The sequence below is a fragment of the Hyphomonas sp. genome, assembly GCF_041689225.1.
Lineage (GTDB): Bacteria > Pseudomonadota > Alphaproteobacteria > Caulobacterales > Hyphomonadaceae > Hyphomonas.
Window position 1 is genome coordinate 1 of sequence record NZ_JBDNGN010000122.1, and the last position, 2,272, is coordinate 2,272.

Consider the following 2,272-nt stretch of genomic DNA (forward strand, 5'->3'; position numbering starts at 1 on the left):
CTCCTCAAGTGTTGCGCTCTCCTTGTGCTGGGTCGAGACGACGACGGCGTTCACGCCGACAGGCTTTTCATCGACATAGCGCAGGGTCACCTGGCTCTTGGCGTCAGGTTCGAATTCAGGGCGTTCGCCCGAATGGCGCAGTTCAGCCATCTTCTGGAGAATTTGGTGCGAATAGACGAGCGTGGCAGGCATAAGCTCGGGCGTTTCGTCGGCGGCATAGCCGAACATGATGCCCTGGTCGCCGGCGCCTTCTTCGGCAAACAGGCCCTGGCCTTCTTCAACACCCTGGGCGATCTCGGCAGACTGGCCGTGTACGTAGCAGCTGACATCCATCTTTTCCCAGTGGAAGCCATCCTGTTCGTAACCGATCTTCTTCACGACATCGCGGGCGGTCTGGATCATTTCTTCATGGGTGACGACAGCGCCATTATTGGTGCGCACTTCGCCGGCCAGAACGACGCGGTTGGTGGTGGTGAGCGTTTCGACAGCGACCTTGGAGGTCGGGTCTTTCGTCAGGAACAGGTCAACAATCGCATCGGAAATCTGGTCGGCAACCTTGTCTGGGTGGCCCTCTGCGACGCTCTCGCTGGTGAATTCAAAATCGTTCATCTTCATTGTGTCGTTTCCTCGGAAGCGGTGCGGTCGGGATTATCGGGCAAAGACAACCGTCTTGCCAGCATTGATAAATATTCTGTGCTCTGCATGCGCCTTGACGGCGCGCAGCAGGGCGGTGCCTTCAAGATGGCGGCCCAGTTCGATCATGTCAGCCGGGCTGAAGGAATGGTCTATGCCTTCCGTGGCCTGCGTAATGATTGGGCCTTCATCAAGATCGGGCGTCACGTAATGGGCGGAAGCGCCAATTACTTTCACGCCGCGCGCATGTGCCTGATGGTAGGGCCGCGCGCCCTTGAAGCTTGGCAGGAAGGAATGGTGGATATTGATGCAGCGGCCCGCGAGACGCGTGCAGGCGTCGTTGCTCAACACCTGCATGTACCGGGCAAGCACCACCAGTTCGGCGCCGGTTTCATCGACCAGATCGAACAGGCGCTGTTCAGCTTCTGCCTTCGTGCCCGCTGTCACGGGCACATGAAAGAAGGGCAGGTTCCAATGCGCGAACCCGGCCTCCAGAGTCGTGTGGTTGGATGCGATTCCGACCAGCTCGATCGGCAGCTCGCCCCGACGTGCACCATATAGCAGTGTGTTGGCGCAATGGTCCGATTTGGAAACGAGCAGTAGCGTCTTCACCGGTTGCCCGACCGTGTGGATTCCCCACGATGCGTTTAGCTCGCTCGCAACCGATTCAAGGTCAGTCCGCAGGCCACTTGGCACGGCGTCGCTCGTTTCTGACTGGAACACCAGACGGGCAAAGAATTGCCCGGTATCGGGATCGCCAAAGGTGCGCGACGAGGCGATGAAGCAGCCATGCCGCTCCATCAGCCTTGCCAGCGTCGCGACCAGTCCGACCCGATCAGGGCAGGCTAGCGTAAGGATGTGTTCCTGACTCATGCTCCGCTTCGCTCCCGCCTAGTAGCGGTAGTGTTCCGGCTTGAACGGGCCTTCGGTCGTGACGCCAATATAGTCTGCTTGTTCGCCCGACAGTTCGGTGAGTTTCACGCCGAGCTTGTCGAGGTGGAGCATCGCCACTTTCTCATCGAGGTGCTTGGGCAGGGTGTAGACCTTGTTCTCGTAATCGTCGGCCCGCAGGTGAAGTTCGATCTGCGCCAGCGTCTGGTTCGTGAACGAGGCGGACATGACGAAGCTCGGGTGCCCCGTGGCGTTGCCGAGGTTGACCAGGCGGCCTTCGGACAGGAGCAGGATGCGCTTGCCGTCTGGGAACGTGATCATGTCGACCTGCGGCTTGATGTTCGTCCACTCGAAATTGCGCAGGCCTTCAACCTGGATCTCGTTGTCGAAGTGGCCGATGTTGCAGACGATGGCCATGTCCTTCATCGCGCGCATATGGTCGACGGTCAGGATGTCCTTGTTGCCGGTCGCGGTGACGAAGATGTCGAATTTCGGTGCCGCCTCGTCCATGGTGAGAACGTCAAAGACGTCCATGGCCGCTTGCAGGGCGCAGATCGGATCGATCTCGGAAACCGAAACGCGGGCGCCGGCGCCGGCGAGCGAGGCGGCCGAGCCCTTGCCGACATCACCATAGCCGGCGACGAAGGCTTTCTTGCCGGCCATCATGACATCGGTACCGCGGCGGATCGCGTCGACAAGCGATTCCTTGCAGCCATACTTGTTGTCGAACTTGGATTTGGTGACCGAG

Annotated in this window: 3 protein-coding genes; all 3 read right to left on the bottom strand. The window is 59.6% G+C overall.

Going from position 1 to position 2,272, the window contains the following annotated elements:
- Positions 1-615 (bottom strand): S-adenosylmethionine synthetase N-terminal domain-containing protein (locus tag ACESNB_RS12365; protein ID WP_373007735.1); only part of this gene is annotated, 615 nt, incomplete at its 3' end.
- A 33-nt stretch (positions 616-648) separates the two neighbouring features.
- Entirely contained in the window at positions 649-1,506 is an 858-nt protein-coding gene (purU, locus tag ACESNB_RS12370; RefSeq protein WP_373007737.1) for a formyltetrahydrofolate deformylase, read from the bottom strand.
- Positions 1,507-1,524: 18 nt separating this feature from the next.
- Positions 1,525-2,272: adenosylhomocysteinase (locus ACESNB_RS12375; RefSeq protein WP_373007739.1), on the bottom strand; the 748-nt coding region annotated here is incomplete at its 5' end.

What these genes read in the sequence shown, in the direction of transcription:
- purU (WP_373007737.1), bottom strand. Translation starts at nt 1,506, where the DNA reads ATGAGTCAGGAACACATCCTTACGCTAGCCTGCCCTGATCGGGTCGGA.